A 19,629-nucleotide genomic window follows, 5' to 3' on the forward strand; every position below is an offset into this window, starting at 1 on the left:
CTACGAACGTAAAGCGGACCACTTCCTCGCCTTCACCAGCATCGCCTGCACCCTCATCTGCTACCGCAGACTCACCAAATGAGATGGCTTCTTAGAGGCAGATGCCAGGGGGGGCCGCGTTCGGACCAATGTTGCTGGTCCAGGTGTTGGCCGTGCCGTCGGTGCCGGTGCCGCTGGTGTTGTCGCGGCAGTCGAGCATGCCGTTGCGGCGGGCGACGTTGGATCTGATGGTGTTTCCCCCGTTGCCGCCGGCATCGATGCGAATGCCGTCGCCCGCGTTGTCGCTGACGATGTTCCGGGAGATGACGGAGTTCGTGAGGGAGTTCGCTGCCACGCTGATGCCGTGGCCGACGATGCTTGATTCGGAATTTCTGATGATGTTGCCGGTGATAGTGACGTTGACGTTAGGTGAAAGGCCAAAGGCGTTCGCCCGCACGCCTAGGAAGCCCCTCTCAATGATGTTGGAGGTGATCCTCAAATTCGTGTTGCTGTCGCCGAAGAAGATCCCGGGGGCGCCAAAGTTGTCCCGGATGATGTTACTCCCTACGTCGACGTTGCTGGACTTGAAGATGAACGCAAAGGCTCTATCCTCCAAGGAGGTGTTTCTGTCTACTCTGACATTGTCGACACCTCCGGGTGTCAGTGCATCCAGAAGGACACCAGAGTTTTCGTTACCAGAAAAGGTGTTTCCTTCGATGTCCGCGTTCTTCAGGCCCGCGTCCGAGTAGACTCCATTGCCGCTTGCAGAACCGGGTTCATTGTTCTGGCGGATACAGTTCTGTTCAACCTCGGAAAGGCTTGTGCCGCTGGAGTTGAAATAGACTCCGAATACGTTGTCCTGGATCACGTTCTGCCGTACTTGGTGGCCCGAGTGTGCCGCACTCGTGACAATGCCATAACTGGAGGTATTGTTCTGAACGGTGAAGCGGGAGAACCTGATGTCGTTCTCCGCCAAGCGGACACTGCCTGAACCGTTCGCCGACTGAATGATCGCCTGCCTGGACGGATCCGAAACTCCGGCCTGGCGGCACGCTGTCCCTGTGGGGGCGGCGGCCGGTCCGACCAACCGCAAATTCGCCTTGTTCACGGTGACAACCTCGTTGTATGTTCCGGCGCAGACCCTGATCTCATCTCCTGGCGAGGCCGCAGTAATCGCTGCCTGGATCGTGGTGAAAGGCGCACCCGGGCATTGCGCTCCGTTGTCATCCACAACGAGTACGGCCTGAGCTGCCTGGCTGGGCACTGCCGGGAACGCTGTAGCCACTGCCGCGCACGCCGCGACAAGAATCGTCTTCTTCATGGTTTTCTCCTTGGCTCTCGGTGCAGACCGCAATCCGGTCGTGCGGCAGTACAGTCGGCTAGGTGGCACATAACCCGGCAGCCGGACTGGTGGAATTAGCTTGCATTTGCACGGACTCCATCAGTTACATAAACCGAACGAAGCGCGGGCAGGCACTCGCTGATCACGAAGCTAGGCGTGTCACACTAGGCATGCAAGCGGTAGCACTCCGTATGCATCGCTGGGTGTGCGACGCCATCGACCCGCCGGGGCGGGCAAGCGTGTGTCTCAGCTCGGAACGTTGTCGAACTGCGCCGTCAACTTCCACAGAAGATCTGCCAATTCCCCGCGCTGGTGGTCCGACGGCTGGCCCAGGATCGCCGCCCCTGGGCCAGCAGGCTTGCACCTCCCACACCCTGCTGGAGTTCCTCGCCGCATGCGGCCTGGCCCGTGCCGCGGGACCGCGGACACGGCGGGCCCGCGAGGCGGTCGCCCGCGCGTTCGCCGAACTCGACGAGGAAACCACCGGCGCGTCGCTGACGGGTCGGCCCGTGGACCACAGCTACCTGCGCTTCCTGTTCGCGGCCTGGGCCAGACAGGGGGTGACGGGGGGACCTGGTGCGGGCGCTGTTCAACCCGTCGTGGAAGATCCCGTCCCAGGATCAGGAAGACCGCATCGAAGAGAGATTCGATCGGGGGCTCCGGTTCCTCTTCCGGACTCTACGGCGTCTGCGACTGGTCGGGCCGGGTACCGGCGCCGGCTTGGTCTCCCTCCTGTTGCTCGACGGGGACGCGGTGCCCGACCGCGTCCTGCCCGACGTGGTGTCCCGGCTGCGCCGCGCCGCTCTGCGCGACGGGCGTAGCTGGGCGGCGGAGTCCATCGCCGCGCACGACCGCGCACTGGGGGTGCGGCTGCTCGCGGAGATGGTCTCCTCCCGGCGCCTACGGCCGTATCGCCGGTGGGACGCGGCCCGGGCCCTGGCCCGCTGGGACAGGAACGAGGCGGTCTCCGGACTGACCGCGGTGGCTCTGGGCGGGCCCGCGCTGCCCCGCCGTGTCGTCCGCTGGCGCGAGACCGACGGTGCCCAGGCATACATCTATCCGGTCAGGACCGACGCCCTCACGGCGGTCGGTACACGGATCGCGGCCGCGGAGGTCCTGGCCGAGATCGATCCGGAGCATGCGCGGCGCACGCTGGAGACCATGGCCGACGACGCGTCCCAGCCGGGCTGGCACCGGCTGCGCATCGCGTTGGCGCTGGCCCGGATGGAACCGGCCGGAGGTGTGCTGCGGGCCCCGGAGCAGGCGGTGGGGCTCACCCCCGAGCAGGCGCTCGACCCCGAACGCGTGCTGACGCTCGCCGGGTCGCGAAACACGCCCCAGGACGCGGCGCTGCGGCTGCGGGCGTGGGTGCGGGACGCGACCGCCATGGGCGACGAACGGACCGCCGCGGCGCTCGCGCTCACCCTCCTGGATCGCGAGTGTGGAGCGGATCTGCTCGCCTGGCTGGTGCGAGAGCCGACGCTGCTCGTTGACTCGCAGTTCACGGTCGACGGCATCGAGGAGAAGTCGCTCGGGCTCATCGGTGACTGGCGCCGGCCCTGGAACAGGCGCATGCCGCTCTTGTGGGACGAGGATGTGGTGGTCGCGGCACGGCATCTGGCGGGGATCGACCGCGACCTGGCGGTCAGGGCCCTGCAGAACCGGGTGAACTCGCTGACGCTCGCGACCGGGGACCGGACGCTGGACGCCCTGGCCGCTCTCGACCGTTCGGCGGCCGCCGCTGCCCTCAAGCGTCGACTGATGCCTGAACCGTGGCCTCTGAGACCGGTGGCGAACCTGGCCCCCACGGTGCACGCGCTCGCGCGTATTGCCCCGGAGGGCGCCGAGTCCTGCCTCGCGCAGATCCTTCGCAGCTCATTGCTTGTCCACGGTTTCGGTCACGAACGCGTGCAGGCGGCCCAGCTGCTGGCCGCTATAAGCCCGCAGCGCGCGGCGGACGAGATCGCGTTCCTGCCGCGCTGGGCTCCGTTCGACTTCTATCGCACCGAGCTGGCGCGGACGCTCGCCGGGCTCGACCCGCGTCGGGCCCGGCGAGGAGCTACGCGCCGGCCTCGACGGCGTGCACGGCTCATTCCGGCGGCAGGAGACGGAAGCGCTGCTGCGCGAACTGGACTCCGGCCCCCACGCCTGAGCCGTCCCGAGTACCCGACGAACCACTGCACACGTCCCGAGTGCCCAAAGGTCTGAGGCGAGCGACCCACGGTTTGTCTAGCCTCGCGCTTTCACGTACGGCTGTGTCGGATGCTTGATCAAAGACACGAGGAGTGCTCCTGACCTGCAACGATGGGACTTGTCTAGGGTCCTGTTCGTCGCGTAGGAAGAAGCACTCCTCAGGTGAAGAAGCGTATCGGGTCGTACCCCCATGTCCGCGTTGAGGGCGGTGGTCGTGGGGTGGTCTCGCAGGCCGGCGCGGTCCTGCTGGTCGAGACGGCCCGCCGGGCCGGACTGCATGAGGCGATATCGGCTGCTCTGGCACCGTGGCGCAAGCCGCGTGCGGTGCACGACCCGGGCAAGATCCTGCTGGATGTCGCTCTCGCCGTGGCTCTGGGCGGCGACTGCCTGGCCGATGTCGGGATGCTGCGGGCCGAACCTGCGGTGTTCGGACCGGTGGCGTCCGACCCGACCGTCTCCCGCCTGATCGACAGCCTCGCCGGCACCGGAGACCGGGCGCTCACGGCTGTCCGCCGTGCTCGGGCCGAAGTCCGCGAGCAGGTCTGGCGGTTGGCCGGGCAGAACGCGCCGGATCAGAGCGGTGCGGTGATCGTGGACATCGACGGGGTGCTGGTCCTGGCGCACTCCGAGAAGCAGGATGCGACGGCCACCTGGAAGAAGACGTTCGGTCATCACCCGCTGTTCGCGTTCGTCGACCACGGCCGTGAGGGCTCCGGCGAGCCGGTTGCCGGCCTGTTGCGGCCGGGCAACGCGGGCAGCAACACCGCCGCGGACCACATCGAAACCGCCCGCCTGGCCCTGGCCCAACTGCCGAAGAAGCACCGGCGCGGACGCCGCACGCTGATCCGCACCGACTCCGGCGGCGGGACGCATGAGTTCCTGAACTGGCTCACCCGGCGAGGGCGGTGGCTGTCCTACTCGGTCGGTATGGTCGTCACCGACGCCATCCACCAGGCGGTGCTGAAGGTGCCGGCCGCGGCATGGACCCCGGCTGTCGAACCCGACGGCGAAGTCCGTGACGGGCGCCTGGGTCGCCGAACTCGCCGGGGACTGCCTGAACGGCTGGCCGGCCGGGATGCGGCTGATCGTCCGCAAAGGAACGGCCCCACCCGGGCGCCCAGTTGAGGATCACCGACGCGGACGGGATGCGGGTCACCTGTTTCGCCACCAACACCAAGGACACCCCGATCGCCATTCTGGAGCTGCGGCACCGCCAGCGCGCGAGGGCCGAGGACCGCATCCGCGCCGCCCGTGACACCGGCCTGCGCAACCTCCCCCTCCACCGCACCGCGCAGAACCAGCTCTGGCTGGAGATCGTCCAGATCGCACTCGACCTGCTGGCCTGGATGCCGATGCTCGCCCTGACCGGGGCCGCCCGCCGGTGGGAGCCCAAACGCCTGCGGCTGCGACTGCTCTCCGCTGCCGCTCAGCTCGTGACGACCGGCCGCCGCCGCATCCTCCGCCTCGCCCGTCACTGGCCATGGACCGACGTGATCACCAGCGCGTTCGAGTGGCTGCAAGCACTGCCGAACCCCGGCTGACCAGCGACAACCCTGTCCCGACGAGCACCCATCAACCCGGAGCAGTGGAACCCGGCGCCCACCCGATGCGACAACCGGGCCACCAACATGCCCGTCACCAGCCACAGAACACGAAACGGCCCGCCGACTCCGTAGACGGACCGTCATGCAGGATCGAGGCTAGCGATCTGCTACACGCTTCGGGAGAGGTCGCAGCGGCTCATGCGCGCTGGGACCCCGCCACGCGGACAGTTCCGACGGCATTATCGGCGGAGACCGGACGTGACTCTTGCCCTGATTGGGGGCCTGCCGCGCTTCCTGCAGCAGAGAGTCCTACGAGCGAGAGGGTGCGAAGAAGCTTGACGATATGGGGGCTGGTCATCGAGACGACCGTCGGAATCGGCGAGCGCAAGCGCACGGAGGCGTACGTGGTGGCGCACGTGTCTGGATCTCGTGAGAAGGCACTTGCGGAGCTGGAACGGCGGGCTCGCAGTCACTCTCCTGAGCATCCCAGAAGTCCCAGGCGTCGTCGGCTCCTTCGGGACGGCGACGGGTTCCTCCTCGTCGTTGACGGGGCTTGGCAGTCGTTCGTCACCCGCTTCACGGTGGCGGAGCTGCTGGAGGACTCTGCCGCGCCCGCCGCCCCGGAACCTGTTGAGGCGTCGAGTGAACCAGTTGCTTCACCTGGTGAGTCGGTCGACGAGGTCGAACGGTACGCGGACGGGGTGCCGGTCAAGCCGGCATGGCTGGAGCGTGACGACCTGCAGTGAGCGCGTTTGCCGATAGACCCCCGTCTCATCTTGGACGCCCTGTCTGCGGACGGACACTGGGGCCGGCCCCGTCCGCATCCGCCAGTTGCCCCCGGCAGTGCCGCTGAGCGGCCGGTTCGGCGACGTGGCGCGGCGCGCGCCGTCGTTTCCCGGCCTCTGCGCCGCGCGTGCCGTGGCTGCGGGAGCGGAGTTCAAAAGAGACTTCGGCCGGGGGCGAATCCTTTTCGGATCCCCGCGCCTCTTGTCTGTGTACCGGCCGAACGGGCCGGCAGAACTGGGAGGAACCACCAATGATGGTCACCAGCCTCGTAGTGATCGGAGCCCTGCTCGTGGGTGCGTGCAGCGGGCACCTGATGCGGCGCTACAAGAGCCGAAGCTGACCAGCACCTGCCCGTAGGGCGCCTTCCGGGTAGGAGTCTCAGATGAACCAACGCTTCACTTGGCCGGACGAGCGGCTGATCAAGGCCGCTCAGGACGGCGACGTCACTTCCCTCACCACCGTCGTCATGGAATCGCAGCCTCATGTGCGCAGGTTCGCCATATCGCTGTGCTCCTCACAGCAGGACGCGGAGGACGCGGAGGACGCGGCGCAGGAGGCGCTGATCATCCTCTACCGGAAGATCGGCACTTTGCGGGCCACTGGCGCGCTTGCCTCATGGATGTTCCGGATCGTGCGCAACGAATGCCTCCGGCAGGTACGGCTGCTCGTCTCACGGAGCGACGAGGCGACAGCCGAACCGGAGGCGACTGCGGAACCGTCCGCCGAGGACGCGGTGCTGCACAGGCTGGAGGCGGAGCGGATCGCGGCTGCGGTCAGCGTCCTTCCCCGTGACCAGCGGCAGGTTCTGATCATGCGGGACGTACAGGGCCTGCCCGGCAAGACCGTTGCCCATTCGCTCGGTCTGAGCAACGCCGCGATGAAGTCGCGGCTGCACAGAGCACGCGCAGCACTGCGTCACTCTCTGGCAGTGACAGACCAACCACTCGGTCAAGCCGCCGATCAGGCGCGCTCTCAGGCTATCGACCAGCCAGTCGGAGGAGTCTCACGACCGTGAACACCGTGAACGTCGCGAACACAGTGAAGCCCGCGCAGGGCGCGAAGGCTCAGGCCGCCGCGCCCGAGATGAACTTCGCCAGCAAGTCCGTCCCGCGCCATCTAGCGCGCGGCGCCGTCGGCTTCGGGCTGATCATCGGCTCGATCGCCCTGGTGCCCGTTGCCGGCCCGGCCACCCTGCTGGCGGCCCCGTTGGCCCTGATTGCCTTCCGCGGCTGCCCCACCTGCTGGATGGTCGGCCTGGCACAGACCATCTCCCTCGGCCGTCTGGAGCGCCAGTGCGTGGACGGTGTTTGCACCCTCACCAAGGCGCACACGGCGGCGAAGGCCACGGACGAGCCGGCAGCCCGTATCAACGTCCCGGCTGCTTTCCGGTGACCACGACCACTGATCATTCGGAATGACTCGTCCAGCGAAATTGGGGGTTGCCCGCCGCGGGACCCGCGCTGCGGTCCGCCGCCCGACGTGCCGGAATGACGGAGAGACATCCGGGCCGCTGAATTTTGAACCACATAGAGGGTCTGTGGCACCTGCACAGTCTTGGGAGGAGGATCTGCAGCATGTCACTGGCGGCGGGTTCTTCAAGGATCGCGACGGCTGGTCGGCGCTCTGCCTGCGTGAATGCTGGAGGTGGCATGTCGTCAAGTTCGTGCACCGTGGAAACGGAAAGCGGTGAGTCGTACGAAGGAATCTCGGAAGACTTGCTCTTCGAGTTGATCGGCGAGCTGGGTTACCCCGATAACTCATTCCTCACGATCGAGTCACAAGGATCCGGTGATCAGTGGTACGTCGTCGTGACTTTAGATTCAGATGATCGGCTTGAAGTGGAGTATCGGAACCCAGAAAGACGAGAACATCGGGTCGTTCCCGGTGGAACAGCATCAAGGGTCGCAAGCGATGTGACGATCTGGGTTTCCTCGGTCGTTCACCGCTGAGGTGCTGTTGAGCTTCAGGGAACTAATGGAAAAGCCATGAAGAGCCCCGCCGGGAGATTCTGCCGGGGCTCTTCATGTGGAATGACGGCAGCGGCCGGCACCAGCTTCGGAGGCTGGGCGGCGCCCATGATTGACGTCGGCTGGGGGATGTTCCGTTCCTTCAGCGGCGGATTCACGCGGTCGGCACCTGAACCGCTCGGCCAGCAGCTCGAACACGGCGCACCTCAACTTGTGGGAGCGTTTGCTCTCGCCTTCGCCGAACTTCAGCCGACGTGCTGTGCAGCGTCGCGCTGCGTACCGAGAACCTGGGACGACGACGCCGGCCTCACGCCGTAAGCGATGGGGGACCGGTTGGCGCATGAGTGTGGGGCTGCCGACGTCATGTGACAGCCCCACACCGCGCTGAGTTCAGGCTGCGTGCGCGCCAGAGAGACCCTCAGTGGTGACCGTGCGCGGTGTCCGACGCTCCGCCGAAGAGCCGGGCGATTGCCCGGAAGGGCAAGGTGACCACGGTGGCAATGGCCCCACCGATGGCCCGGAAAACATCTGCGATCGCCTTCAACACGGGCGAACCTCCGTCCTGGCTACCCGGCGATACGCCGGGTGTTGTTGCCGCTGTACGGCCGTTCGTTGATCTCGTGCCCTGCCGGAGGACAGGGAAACGAAGCGGTGCGACAGTTCGGCACGAGGACGGCGGGAGATGGCAGATCGGTTCGCCACCGTGCGACAACTACGGGGCGTGACGTTTCGAGATGCGTGCCCCGGTTGCTGCTGGTTCGCTTAGGCCATCCGCTCACCCGATCTTCAAGGAGTGACCATGAGCGTTGCAGGCGAATCCGGCGGCCGGTCGCAGCAGTTGCGGGCCAAGGTGCAGGAGATGAAGGACGCGGCCGAGCGCGCCACCGACCCGGAGGAGCGCAAGCGGCTGCAGGAGAAGGCTCGCCGCCTGCAGGAGCAGAGCGAGAAGGAAGGTGGCATGGGCGGTCAGGACCCCATGCTGTAAGGACGCCTGTCCGACGCACCGGCCGGTGGCCTCCCGCACTCCCCGAGTCGCGGCGCGGTCGCCGGCCGAGGTGTGTGCGGGCCCGGTGACGTCTCAGTGCCGCCGCGTCCCTGCCACCGCTCGGCATCGCTCTCGCGTTAACCCCGGCGGCAGCCCGCGTCGGGCAAGTCCAGGGGTCCAGTCGTTCAGATTCCAGGGCAAGGGCAGAGCCTGCCCGAGTTGCAGGGCCAGCGCCCCCTGAACATGCCCGACCCCCGGCTATCGCGCCCGAGCCGCGTGCCGGGCGCAGACCTACGGCGGCCGGTGCGTTTCGATCGCAGGGCGGGGCAGCAGTGAAGCATCCGACCGAGGAGTCTTCGATGCTGCTGACCGGTGCTACACCTCTCGCTTACAAGGGCCTGGACACGATGCCCGTATGGGGGACTGTAAATCGTTTGGCCCTGGCTCACATTCGGTGGTGACGGAGAGTCGTGAGGTTCGTTGGTATTCGTGTGAGGGATGTCAACGAGCTTGTGCAGACGGTGTTTTCGGGTCTGTCCCCGCTGGTCATGGAGGATGTGGCCGACGAGGGTGAGCGGATCGTGGTGCGAGCGCGGACTCCGCAGGAGGCCGCGGTCTGCACGGTGTGCGGGGCGTCGTCGGGGCAGGTGCACGGCTATCAGCTGCGGACGGTGGCCGACGTGCCGGTCGACGAGCGCCGGGTGGTGGTCCGTGTGCGGGTGCGGCGTCTGGTGTGTCCCACCCGCGGCTGCTGCCACACCTTCCGCGAGCAGGTGCCCGGGGTGCTGGAGCGATACCAGCGCCGCACCGCCCGTCTGAACAGACAGGTCAAGGCCGTGGTCAAAGAGTTGGCGGGCCGGGCGGGATCACGCTTGCTGGTGATACTCGCGGTGAGTCTGTCCCGGCACACGGCCCCTGCGCACCCTGTTGCGTATCCCGTTGCCCACCGGGCGGGTGCCCCGCGTGATCGGCGTCGATGACTTCGCCCTGCGCCGGCGTCACCGCTATGCCACCGTGGTGATCGACGCCGAGACCCATGAGCGGATCGACGTCCTGCCCGACCGCAAGGCCGACACGCTGGAAGCGTGGCTGCGCGAGCATCCGGGCGTCGAAGTCGTGTGCCGTGACGGCTCGGCGACCTGCGCCGAGGCCATCCGCCGGGCCCTGCCCGACGCAGTGCAGGTCGCCGACCGGTGGCACCTGTGGCACAACCTGTGCGAAGCCGCCCTGAGCGAGGTCACGGCGCACAGCACCTGCTGGGCCGCCGTGTTGAACTCGCCGCTTTACGAGGGGCCCCGCGCCCAGACCACCCTGGAACGCTGGCACCAGGTCCACAACCTGCTCCACCAGGGCGTGGGCCTGCTCGAATGCGCCCGCCGTCTGCAACTGGCACTGAACACCGTCAAACGCTACGCGCGAGCCGACCGGCCCGAGCGGATGCTCCGCGTCCCCAAATACCGTGCCAGCCTCGTCGACCCCTACCGCGAGCACCTGCGCACACGCCGGGCCGAGGACCCCGCCGTCCCTGTCAAGCACCTCTTCGAAGAGATCAAGGCCCTCGGCTTCACCGGCTGCCTCAACCTCCTGCACAAGTACATCAACCAAGGCCGCGCAGACGCCGACCGCAGCCACATCTCCCCGCGCCGATTCGCCCGGATGATCCTCACCGGACCCGACAACCTCAAGGCCGAACATCACGACCTCCTGGCACGCCTCACCGCTGCCTGCCCCGAGATGACCCAACTGGCGGCCCACATCCGGGCCTTCGCCCAGCTCCTGACGACCCACCCGGGGAACGCCGACGCGCTCGAGTGCTGGATCACCCAGGCCCGCACGACCGATCTGCCCCATCTACACGCCTTCACCCGAGGCCTGGACCGAGACCGGAACGCCGTGATCGCCGCGCTCACACTTCCGTACAGCAACGGCCCCACCGAGGGCATCAACACCAAGACCAAGCGAATCGCGCGCCAGATGCACGGACGAGCAGGCTTCACGCTACCTCGCCACCGCATCCTCCTCGGATAGCGGCACACTCCGTCACCACCGAATGTGAGACAGGGCCGTTAAATTGACACACCCGGCAACCTTCCAGGGGGCACAGGGTGGGACCGTGTGCGTGAGAAGATCCTGCGCCCAGATTCACTCGCTCCGAAGGATCCGCATGTATGAGCAGGCTCTCGACAACGCGTCGAGTCATGAACTCGAGGAGATACCGCAGCCAGTGGATGAGCGCTTGGTCGAACACAATGGGTCCTACTACCAAGTGCGCCTAGCGGAGCTCACAGGTGACGTGCACTTTCCACCTGTCATGAATGGTCTGGACTACTTGGTCAGCGTGGTAGAGCACCTAGAGGGTGGAAGCGAACCAAGTGCAAGGGCCATGAAGTACGCCGTGCTGCACCTGGCTGCGGGCGCCGAAGTGCTTCTGAAGGCGCGTCTGCAGATGGTGCACTGGTCTCTGGTGTTCGCCAACCCCGGGGACGCTATGCGAGAAGCGCTCGAGAACGGAACACTGAACAGCTGCACTCCGCAAGAGACGCGAAAGCGGCTGACCAACATAGCGGGTATCAAGTTCAGCAAGCGTGATGAGGCTGCTCTCTCCGACCTAGCCGAACGCCGCAACGCTCTGCAGCACTATGGCTTGGTTGGCGAGTACGCCAAAGCCGGCACCGTGGAGAGCACCACTGCCCAAGTACTGAACTTCCTCATCAGTTTCGTCGATGAGCACATTCTGGAGCACATCACAGATGAAGAAGAACGGCACCACGCGGAGATCGACATGGACCGGATCCGCGGAGGGGTCCGCACGATCCAGGGCTACGTGGCAGAGCGCATGAAGGACCTCGCTCCGGTCCTGGGGCCCGTCAGAGCGCGCACCCTCCGGTGCCCGCAGTGCCAGCAGTTCGCCCTCACTCCGACACTCATCAGGGGCGTGCCGGAGTGGTGCCAGTCGGACGCAAGGTTCTCCACCATGTACTGCCACCTCTGTGTCCAGGGCTATGGTGCTCTGGGCCTGGCCCTGGGCTATGCCGTCCGCGTTCTCAACCGCGCCATTCCTGATGCCTCGTACGACGGTGACGCCCCGGACCGGTGCCCCGTCTGCACGATGAGCAGCCTGGTTCGAGGAGCCTCGACAGCTGCCGCTCCGGAGACACCCATCGACTTCTGCTTCCATTGCGCAGATGTGATCGATGGGCTGCAAGAGTGCCAGCGCTGCGGCTCTATCTACACCAGCGAGCAGGGTCATCGATGCCGACGCCGTAGCTGAATGCCTCGCGCATGAGGACGTCGTCCTCATGGTGGCGACGGGGTCCTGATGGGGGCAGGGCGGGCGTCGCGCTGCACCGCAGCTGGGAGAAGGCCGCGCCCCAGCCTCGATCCGCAACTGGACCGTCTCGGACCGGTCGAGGTGCCTTAGCCGTGCTGCTGGATGCTGCCGTGAAAGAGTGTCCGGGCCGCGATCGTGGTGAAACCGGAGCGGCGATGGTCCGGGTGAACGTCAGTCCCGATCGTTCTCGCGTGGCGCCGGCTGTCCGCTGCGGCGGGACTGTCGACGGGTGATTCGCCTGGTCATGAGCGTGATCGCGGCCCACGTGATCAGCGATTCCGAGTGCTGGATGAGCCGTTCGTAGTCGCGGGCGTGTCGGCGGGCGTGCCTGATCCAGGCGAGCGACCGTTCGACGACCCAGCGGCGGGGCAGGATGACGAACCCGGGTGTGTTCGGCGGTCGGCTGACGGTCTTGAGCGTCAGTCCGAGGTGCCTCTTCGCCCAGGTCACGAGCTTTCCGGCATAGCCGGAGTCGCCCCAGACGATGGTGATTTCCGGGTACATCAGCCGCAGCCGGAACAGGACTTCCTTGGCCGCGTCGCGGTCGGTCATGTCGGCCGGGGTGACCATGACGAACAGCGGCAGCCCTTTGGTGTCCACGACCAGGTGCCGCTTGCGGCCGTTCATCTTCTTCGCGCCGTCGTAGCCGCGCGAGTCCTTGCCGACGGTCTCGGCGGCCTTGACCGACTGGGAGTCGATGACGGTAGCGACCGCGCCAGGCCCGGCCCACTCGCGGCGGATCCGCTTGCGGAGCTGGTCACGGATCTGGCCGACGACGCCGCAGGCGGCCCAGCGGGCCATGAATCCGTAGCAGGTCCGCCAGGGCGGGAAGTCGTTGGGCAGGGCCCGCCACTTGCAACCGGTGTCGACGACGTAGCGGATCGCATCCACGATCTCGCGTCTGGGGTGCTTCTCCGGACGGCCGCCGGTGCGGCTTTCGCAGGCTGGCGCCGGCAGGAGTGGTTCGATCAGCGCCCACTCGTCGTCGAAGGTGTCCGAGGGATAGCAGCGAAGCCGTGTCAACAGATCCCTCCCTCAAAGGACACGGGGACGGGGCCGCCCCGCCGACCGGGCGGCCCCGCCGGTCAGGCGTCGATGTAGTCGGCGATCACATCGAGCGTCGACTCGACCGAGCTGAGCTGGGTGTTCAGGTGCTTGATCCACCGCCCCTTCGGCTGAAGAGGCCGCGTGCGGGGCGACGACGCCGGTGATGAACCGGCGGATCTCGGTGAGTTTCTCCCGGATGATCGCGACTGCGTATGCCTGGAGCTCGGCCGGGTCCGAGCAGAACTTGTAACCGTCCGCCCTGGTCCAGATCAGGGGCGGCCAGCCGCGTTCGGCGATGGTGTCCCGCAGGCAGGCCAGGCCCGCGCGGGGCTGGTGGGGCGACAGCTCGCTGGATCTGACCAGCTGGTTGAAGGCCAGACCGGCCGGGCGGGCCTCGAAGAGCACGAACCGGACGGTGTCGGCGTGTCGCTGGGCGGCGGGTGATCTGCGCTCGGAAGCGCGAGGCATCGCCTACTCACCTTGCAGCAGACGGGCCAGTTCGCCGTCGACGTCGACCTTGCCGGTGTCCACCGCGGTCTCGATCCAGTCCAGCGTCGCCCTCACGCGGGCGACGTTCTCGTGGATGATCGTGCGTTCGTCGTCGCCGAGCTGGCGGTCGCGCATGCCGGGGACGACGCGGCCGGCCGCCGCGACGAACGCGTGGCAGGCGGTGACGAGATCCAGGAACTCCACCGACCGGTCGATGTGGCGGATCGCGGGGGCGACCGGGCTGGTGTCCTCGAAGTGCTCGCGGGCCTGCCAGCCGCGTTCGGCCCGGCCGGATCTGGGCCGGGCAGCTCGCCGCCTCCGAATACTTCACCCCGCCTTCCCCTTCGCCGCACTCGCCGTCTTCCGCCAGAGCCTTCACGCCCCCGCCCTGATCGACGCCGGCGGCGGCACCTCCCCCCACCTCGCACCCCCGGCGACCGCGCCCTGCAGGACCTGTGCAACACCCTCGGCTGGACCCACGCCTGCACCAACCCATGACCCCGGCAGCGCGCCCCGGCACAGCGTCATCCCGCTATCGCGTCACCATAGAGCCGGGCCGAGCCCTCCGGGAGGCGCACCGGATGAACGAGAAGCTCAGGGGTGGTTGGCGAGGTTCGCGAGCCAGTCCTGGAGTTCCCGGTGACGGAACTGGTAGGCGATGCCAGCGCTACGGAGCAGGCTTGCATCGGTAGCCCAGTCCAGGAACCTTCCGAGGCGCCACGGCAGGGCGTGAGCGCCGCTGCGGGTGCACAGCAACAGAGCTGCGTAGCGCATCCACAGGGCTCCGGCTGCGAGCCCAGTCCCCAGCCCAAATGCCAGAGCAAGGAGAGGGAATCCGAGACCGGGCTCCTGCGTGGGCACGTTTGTGGCATCGGCCGCGAATCTCTCCGTGAAGTGGGCCGCGACGCCGAACGTCAGCCCAGCCGTCAGCCCCACCACAAGCCTGGTCATGAAGTCGATCCGGATGGAACCGCGAGGATCCGTCATGCCGAGCGTGCCCTCGTCCGTTGCTCCAGCCGTGATTGCGCGCCTGACCCCAAGTGTCAAGCCCAAGGTGAGCCCGAGCGTGAGCATGTCCTTGAGCAGTCCATCGGACGGGGGCCAATTCCCGATCCAGGCAGGGAGCGTGATCACGAATCCGAGCATTAGTCCAATCACGAGATTTACCGTTGCAGCGAGTAAACCGTTAAGAGTTCGCAGCCGTCCCGGAACGAACCGCAATGGCTCCGGCCACGCAACGGGCCAGGATAGGCCGAGCAGTTGAAAGAAGCACCAGGCAACACCAACGGATAGGAACAAATCGCCGACGGAGTCCGCGGCGGCAGCCCACCACCACCCAGCGAGCACGGCGAGCATTAGCGTTGCAAGGAGAGAGAGGTGGACGGCACGGGCGCGACGGCGGCCAGCCAGAGGCCACAGTTCATGAAGGATGAGATCGGTGCCGGACAGCGGTCGGCCAGCCACGGTACGGCTGGTGACAGCGTTGGCGTCCAAGTAGGTGGCCAGCACCCTAAGCCAGGCCCGAACCTGGTCGGGGGCGTAGGTGCTGCCCAGCGGGGCTGGATACCTGGCAGTGGCGTCATCGAGGAATAGTCGCAGCAGGTGATCCCTGATAGCCCATTCGGTGCCCAGTGCGGGATCGAGTAGCTCGCTGGGGGAGCGGAGATACTCACCTCGGACACCTGGCTGCTCGTAGACAGTCACCGCGACGGTCAGGCGCCACGGGGTGGACAACGCCTGCGCCAGCGGTGAGAACGGGGCTAGGTCAACTGCGTCCAGTACGTTCTGCCACCGGATCATTCTTTTCGCGCGCCTGCGGATGAAATCGCGCCTCTGGGCGGCGCTCACGGGGGCGATCTCGACTCGTGCGGCGTTCAGAGCCCACACCTCTAGTGCTTCCAGCGCCTGGTACGGCTCACTGCGGCACGTCAGCACCAGGGGCGCCTTCGCGCGGCCGCGCTGGTAGGCATTGAGCACATCCAACGCCTGCCGGGCCCGGGGGGCGTGCCCGAGTGTGTCCTTGGCGTCCATCTCGTCCAGTCCATCCAGCACGGGCAGGATGAGGCCAGCGTCCATGAGCGCTGCGGCTGCTGTCGGGGACATCTTGTAGTCGTTCACCAACCGTCGACACACCCACGCCTGTACCGCTTGCACTGCGTCGCCCGGGTGCACGATCAAACCCGCGCCCTCAACCGAATCGTTGCCAGGATGAACGGCAGGCAGGCTGTCCCACGAGGCCAAGGGTAGCCGTATCGGCACCGGGTCCTCGGGCTTGCGCTTCTCCAAGAGTGCAAGAAGGAGTTCAACGGCGAGCACGGTCTTCCCCGCCCCAGGCGCCCCGGTGATCATCAATCGCCCTGGCCGCAAATCCCGGTAGTAGCTTGCCACCTCGCTCAACCGCCCCTCAGCGGCGGCACCGTCGGCGTTTCGCGCCGCTGCTCGACGGAAGACGAACCTCACGTCAATCGGCTCGCTGTCCCAACCGAGCAATTGGGATCGCGCGCCGGTCTCCGCCTGCAGCACCGCCGATGCCAGTCGGCCAGCCATCGCTACCGCGTCGCTCTCCTGGTGGCGCATCGCCCGCCAGGACATCCACCCCGCCCAGAGTGCCAGCAACAGACCAGCCAAGCCGATCCGTGCACCTGCCGGGTCCACATCACCCTGCTTCAGCCCTGGCAGACTCCACGCCGCTGCCGCTCCCACCGCTGCTACGCAGACGAACGCCCACAACCACGCGGCCGCACGCCCCCCATGCCTGCTCATAGCCACACATCATGGTGGCCAAATCACCCCCGTGATGCCGAAAGAAGCCATCTTGCACCCTCGGCTGTCGATCCCTGAGGACAGCACGCTCATCCACGGCATCACCGATGAGATGGTGACCTCGGCACCGAAGTTCCGCGCAGCGCCCGCATATCGCCCGCCACGAACCCACCGAAGGCCTCGCGCCCTGCCCCAACTCGATAACGACCGACACGCTGCCGCACGAGGGGATCCCGGTGCGGCGGGTGGTGCCGTCCGCTCGCCGGACAGCCACCTGGTGAGGATGCCCGTGCACATCCCGCCGGTCTCGGGGTGCTGCCACGTCACCCAACTTCCGGGCGAGTAGGCGCCGGTGGCAGGCTTCGGCAAAGTGCCCTTGCGGCGGCCCCGCAGGGTGGCTACTTGGACAGGTCGAGCCGGATGGGCATCAGCAGGTGCCGGTAGTCCTGACCGACCGTGTCGATCCCCTCGGTGAGCAGCACCGGCTTGGTGGTGAGTCCGTCCTTCATCTCGCGGATGTGCAGAGTGATGGTGTTGCCGGTGAAGGTGCCAAGCGCGTCCAGGAGGGAAGCGGTTGAGGGCGAGCAGGTTGCCCTGCAGGGTGTCGGCGCTTCCGTGGGTGATCGTGGACGGGATGGTCATGCCCTCGGTACGGGCCTGGTCGTCAGCGGTCCCGATGCGCGGGGCGAGGGTGAGGGTGCCGTCGTCGGTCACCGCGATCAGGCTCAGGCGGAAGCCTAGGCTCTCGCAGCGACACCCGGCCCAATGGGCAGCGACAGGGAATGGAATGCACATCCCGGTGGCATGACATCTGTTGCGCAGGCTGCAGGGGGAACCGAGGGGCGGGGTATGCGGCTGGTCTTCGTGGTGCTGGTGGCACTGGCGTGTTGGACAATGGCACCGGCGGAGGCGTTCGGGGTCCCGGGCACCCGTCTCGCGGCGCCGCGGGATGACTGCGCCGTCCAGCGGCTCGCCTCGGCACGCGTCGCCGCGGCCCTGCGTATCTCTCATCACGGCCGCACACACAGCAAGGCCGAGAGCGCGGTGACCATGCGCGTGCCCGCGTCGTGGCCACTGGCCCCCAGCCTCCTGCTGAGCGAGGAAAGCGGCGCATACCGGCAGGCCCTGCGCTGCCTGGTGCAGGAGGTAGTCATGCACGCGGGGCGGGTGGTAGCCCAGCTCGCTCCAGCGATGTCCGCTCGCCGCGAGTGCTGTGGCACGCAGCACGAAGCCCTTCGCGCGGGCGCGTTCCCGCTCCGTCGCACCCCAGTCGAACTCCGCCAGGTCGAACCCGACGGGCACCGCGCCCCATGACGTTCTGGTCCTGCAGGGTCAGCAGCGCCGCAAAGCGGAAGTCCCAGCCCTCGGAGGCGAGATCGGACACGGCCAGCATCAGCACGTCGATGAACACCGCGGCGGCGCCATTGGACAGGTCCAGGTCGTGGCTACCGCCGGAGAAGATGTTGCTCACCGACCTATGATGCGATCCCGGCCCTCCACCTGCTTGGAGAAGACGCATGACGGATGCGAGCACCGGCAAAGTGGTCGTGAACAGGGTGATGTCCCTCGATGGGTTCATCGCCGGTCCCGGCCACACGATGGACTGGATCTTCGAGCACATGACGTCGGCGACGTTCCCGGAGGTCATGGCGGCCACGGGCGCCATGCTCATCGGCCGGGGCACGTACGAGGTCGGCAAACGCATGTCCGACGAGAACACCGACTACGACGGCGGGGCGCAGTTCGTCCTCACCCACCGCCCGCCCGACGAGCCGGACCCCAACGTCACCTTCCTCACCTGCGACATCGAGGAAGCCGTGGCCACGGCACGCCGCGCCGCCGGCGACAAGAACCTGGAGATCCTCGGCGCCGACGTGGCCGCCCAGTGCCTGCAGCGCGGCCTCGTCGACGAGATCCTGGTGTACGTGCTGCCGGTCCTGCTCGGCGACGGTGTCCGCTTCGCGCCGCCGGGCCTCGACCGGATCGACCTGGAACCGTTCAGCAACGTCCAGTCGGGCGGGGTCACCATGCTGCGCTTCCACGTGCGCAAGTAGGCACGGTCGCACCTACTAGCCTGCTGTCATGGCCCCCATCCCGTGGGGCAAGTTCCCCACTCTCGCTGAACATCAACTGGCCCGACGGTGGCTGCAGTTCATGGCAAACATCGGGCGGGCTTCCAACACGATCGACGCGTACGGGCGGGCGGTCGAGGACCACCTGATTCTGTGCAGTTGAAGGCACAGATCCCGTACTGGCCGGTGCGGACACGGTTGCCGCCTGGATCGGGGACATGCTCGACCGTCCCCGCCAGCGATCAGCGAAGGCGCCGCTGCATCCGGAGACGGGACTGGCGAACGCGACCGTCCAGCAACGTGTGGTTGCCGTGCGGTCCTTCTACGAGTACCTGGTGGCAGACGGGCTGCGCGAACGGAATCCCGTACGTCGAGGGCAGTCGAGCCGCCGTGGCCGTCCTCCTCGGCAGGGGCTCGTGCGGCGCCTCGAGCACGTCCTACTCCTCCGGCTCCCAGGCGCGGAGCAGGTCGAGCAGCCCTGCGTCTCCGTCAACATGCAAGGAGTCGGCGGGGATACGGTCGTACAAGTAGAGGACCAACTCACTGGCCGTGCCATGGATGGAGGCCCCGGCTGGGTCCGAGCCCTGGCCGGTCGCGGCAGTGGGCGCGGGGATGCGGGTGGAGCGTGCGCCGTCGCCGTCGACCGTGAGGCGCCAGGAGCGCCCCTCGGCCGTGTGGAAGTCGAAGGCCGTGGGCTTGTGCGGCCAGGCGCTGGGCGTCGCGACGCAGGTGAACAGGAACTCCTCGACACCGTCGAGTGCGACCTCGGCCGGCAGCGGCTGCGGGGCGGCCGCGGCGAGCTGGGCGTCGTAGGTGTGCACCGCGCTCTCCTGGACCCGGTGCCGGGCGACTCCGCCAGAGGTCCGCGGCGTCTGCAGGGCACTCCACCACGCCCAGCAGCCGGCGTCCGGTCCTGCCTCGCGCAGGGCGCTCAGCAGAAGCTGCGTCGACGCGGCCAGCCAGGCCAGCAGGGCCTCACGCTCCCGCGGCACTTCCAGAGCGGCGCGCGCAGCGGTGGCCTCGGCCGGGGGAGCGTCGGCAGGCCCCGCGCCGACGATGGCGGCCCAGTAACGGTCTCCCCCACCCAGGTGCTTCACCAGATCGAACAGCGCCCACCCGGGGCAGGTCGGC

General features: G+C 67.3%; 15 protein-coding genes and 5 pseudogenes. 12 read left to right on the forward strand and 8 right to left on the reverse strand.

Annotation, left to right across the window (positions count from 1 at the left end):
* Positions 1-91: 91 nt before the first annotated feature.
* Complete coding sequence (locus AC067Z_RS37175; RefSeq protein WP_478794079.1) at positions 92-1,300, reverse strand: right-handed parallel beta-helix repeat-containing protein; 1,209 nt, start codon at positions 1,298-1,300, stop codon at positions 92-94.
* A 741-nt stretch (positions 1,301-2,041) separates the two neighbouring features.
* On the opposite strand from AC067Z_RS37175, the gene AC067Z_RS37180 reads away from it, so the two are divergent.
* The 6 genes and pseudogenes from AC067Z_RS37180 (at position 2,042) to AC067Z_RS37205 (ending at position 7,793) form a co-directional block, all read left to right on the forward strand.
* Positions 2,042-3,529, forward strand: a complete 1,488-nt coding sequence (locus AC067Z_RS37180; RefSeq protein ID WP_478794080.1) for a hypothetical protein — start codon at positions 2,042-2,044, stop codon at positions 3,527-3,529.
* A 147-nt stretch (positions 3,530-3,676) separates the two neighbouring features.
* Positions 3,677-5,055: pseudogene (locus AC067Z_RS37185) on the forward strand (IS1380 family transposase).
* Positions 5,056-5,393: 338 nt separating this feature from the next.
* Positions 5,394-5,804, forward strand: coding sequence for a hypothetical protein (locus AC067Z_RS37190; RefSeq protein ID WP_478794081.1), 411 nt, complete (start codon positions 5,394-5,396; stop codon positions 5,802-5,804).
* A 422-nt stretch (positions 5,805-6,226) separates the two neighbouring features.
* Positions 6,227-6,859, forward strand: coding sequence for an RNA polymerase sigma factor (locus tag AC067Z_RS37195; protein ID WP_478794082.1), 633 nt, complete (start codon positions 6,227-6,229; stop codon positions 6,857-6,859).
* Entirely contained in the window at positions 6,856-7,236 is a 381-nt protein-coding gene (locus AC067Z_RS37200; protein WP_478794083.1) for a hypothetical protein, read from the forward strand. Before AC067Z_RS37195 ends, AC067Z_RS37200 begins: the two co-directional genes overlap by 4 nt.
* Positions 7,237-7,418: 182 nt before the next feature.
* A complete protein-coding gene (locus AC067Z_RS37205; RefSeq protein ID WP_478794084.1) occupies positions 7,419-7,793 on the forward strand; it encodes a hypothetical protein in 375 nt (124 codons plus the stop codon).
* A 436-nt stretch (positions 7,794-8,229) separates the two neighbouring features.
* On the opposite strand, the gene AC067Z_RS37210 is transcribed toward AC067Z_RS37205, so the two are convergent.
* Positions 8,230-8,358, reverse strand: coding sequence for an LPFR motif small protein (locus AC067Z_RS37210; RefSeq protein ID WP_263303391.1), 129 nt, complete (start codon positions 8,356-8,358; stop codon positions 8,230-8,232).
* A gap of 252 nt (positions 8,359-8,610) precedes the next feature.
* Here AC067Z_RS37210 and AC067Z_RS37215 point away from each other — a divergent pair, with 252 nt between their 5' ends.
* The 3 genes and pseudogenes from AC067Z_RS37215 to AC067Z_RS37225 all read left to right on the forward strand — a co-directional run bounded on the left by AC067Z_RS37215 (position 8,611) and on the right by AC067Z_RS37225 (position 12,067).
* The gene (locus AC067Z_RS37215) at positions 8,611-8,796 is read left to right on the forward strand and encodes a DUF6381 family protein (RefSeq protein ID WP_478794085.1); all 186 of its coding nucleotides are present in this window, start codon (positions 8,611-8,613) and stop codon (positions 8,794-8,796) included.
* Positions 8,797-9,344: 548 nt separating this feature from the next.
* A pseudogene (locus AC067Z_RS37220) lies at positions 9,345-10,824 on the forward strand (ISL3 family transposase).
* A gap of 136 nt (positions 10,825-10,960) precedes the next feature.
* Complete coding sequence (locus AC067Z_RS37225) at positions 10,961-12,067, forward strand: hypothetical protein (protein WP_478794086.1); 1,107 nt, start codon at positions 10,961-10,963, stop codon at positions 12,065-12,067.
* A gap of 231 nt (positions 12,068-12,298) precedes the next feature.
* Here AC067Z_RS37225 and AC067Z_RS37230 read toward each other — a convergent pair whose 3' ends face one another.
* The 4 genes and pseudogenes from AC067Z_RS37230 to AC067Z_RS37245 all read right to left on the reverse strand — a co-directional run bounded on the left by AC067Z_RS37230 (position 12,299) and on the right by AC067Z_RS37245 (position 16,240).
* Positions 12,299-13,150, reverse strand: a complete 852-nt coding sequence (locus tag AC067Z_RS37230; RefSeq protein WP_478794087.1) for an IS5 family transposase — start codon at positions 13,148-13,150, stop codon at positions 12,299-12,301.
* A gap of 62 nt (positions 13,151-13,212) precedes the next feature.
* A pseudogene (locus AC067Z_RS37235) lies at positions 13,213-13,642 on the reverse strand (RacP protein).
* A 3-nt stretch (positions 13,643-13,645) separates the two neighbouring features.
* Positions 13,646-13,951 (reverse strand): annotated as a pseudogene (locus AC067Z_RS37240) (DUF6192 family protein); the annotation flags it as partial.
* Positions 13,952-14,257: 306 nt separating this feature from the next.
* Complete coding sequence (locus tag AC067Z_RS37245) at positions 14,258-16,240, reverse strand: NACHT domain-containing protein (protein ID WP_478794088.1); 1,983 nt, start codon at positions 16,238-16,240, stop codon at positions 14,258-14,260.
* A 1,080-nt stretch (positions 16,241-17,320) separates the two neighbouring features.
* Here AC067Z_RS37245 and AC067Z_RS37250 point away from each other — a divergent pair.
* Positions 17,321-17,512: pseudogene (locus AC067Z_RS37250) on the forward strand (DUF6185 family protein); the annotation flags it as partial.
* 64 nt (positions 17,513-17,576) lie between these two features.
* On the opposite strand, the gene AC067Z_RS37255 reads toward AC067Z_RS37250, so the two are convergent.
* Positions 17,577-17,897 (reverse strand): hypothetical protein, encoded by a 321-nt coding sequence (locus AC067Z_RS37255; RefSeq protein WP_478794097.1) that lies wholly within the window; start codon positions 17,895-17,897, stop codon positions 17,577-17,579.
* Between the two features lie 46 nt (positions 17,898-17,943).
* Between AC067Z_RS37255 and AC067Z_RS37260 the strand changes: the two genes are divergently transcribed.
* Both AC067Z_RS37260 and AC067Z_RS37265 read left to right on the forward strand, forming a co-directional pair.
* Positions 17,944-18,480: a dihydrofolate reductase family protein gene (locus AC067Z_RS37260; protein WP_093903461.1), complete on the forward strand. Its 537-nt coding sequence runs from the start codon at positions 17,944-17,946 to the stop codon at positions 18,478-18,480.
* A 28-nt stretch (positions 18,481-18,508) separates the two neighbouring features.
* The gene (locus tag AC067Z_RS37265; protein WP_478794089.1) at positions 18,509-18,661 is read left to right on the forward strand and encodes a hypothetical protein; all 153 of its coding nucleotides are present in this window, start codon (positions 18,509-18,511) and stop codon (positions 18,659-18,661) included.
* Between the two features lie 274 nt (positions 18,662-18,935).
* On the opposite strand, the gene AC067Z_RS37270 is transcribed toward AC067Z_RS37265, so the two are convergent.
* Positions 18,936-19,629 (reverse strand): maleylpyruvate isomerase N-terminal domain-containing protein (locus AC067Z_RS37270; protein WP_478794090.1); only part of this gene is annotated, 694 nt, incomplete at its 5' end.

Source organism: Streptomyces sp. NPDC043812 (assembly GCF_056436245.1).